General features: G+C 77.7%; 1 pseudogene. It reads right to left on the bottom strand.

From position 1 onward, the window contains the following. Positions 1-673 (bottom strand): annotated as a pseudogene (locus F6X68_RS32945) (hypothetical protein); the annotation flags it as partial.

Raw genomic sequence — 673 nt, 5'->3', positions numbered from 1 at the left:
TCAGCGGGTGAGCAGGGCGACGGTGAGTCCCGGGCGCGGCCAGACCCGCTCGACGGTGTAGCCGGCGCGCAGCGCGTCGCCCTTGGCGCCGGTGACGGTGGCCAGCGGATCGTCGCGACGGCCGGCCACGACCAGCCAGACCCGTTCCGCGCCGGCCAGGCACTCGGCCGGCCGGGTGCACTCGGCGGCCCACAGGTCCCCCCTGCGGGCCTGGTCCTGCGTCACCAGCACGTCGCGGGGCCGACGGTCGCCCAGGTGGTACGCGAGACCCAGGTCGAGGAAGAGCCAGCTCTGCCGGGGGGAGTAGACGACCGCGTCGCCCGGCCGCTGGCCGTCGGCGACGATCCGGGCCGCGCCCCGGTAGTCCATTGTCGCGCTGCGCGGCCACTCGTGGGTACGCCGTAGCGCCGCCTGGTCGGGCAGCCCGAGCAGCCCGGCCAGGGCGACGACGGCCAGCGCGGGCGGCAGCGGCACCGTCGCCAGCGCCGCGCCCGCGAGCAGGCAGGCGAAGGGCACCACGAAGACGAGGTACCGGGGCACCCAGAGCGGTACGACCAGCCCCGCGGCGAAGAGCAGCAGCACTGGCAGCAGCACGGCGAGCCCGGGCAGCAGGGCGCGCCGGCCCAGGCGTGCCGCGCCGAGCGCCGCGAGGCCCACCAGGACCCCGCCCACC

It is taken from the genome of Micromonospora sp. AMSO12t, from assembly GCF_008806585.1.
In the GTDB taxonomy this organism is placed as follows: domain Bacteria; phylum Actinomycetota; class Actinomycetes; order Mycobacteriales; family Micromonosporaceae; genus Micromonospora; species Micromonospora reichwaldensis.
This window is presented reverse-complemented; position numbering and strand designations above follow the sequence as displayed.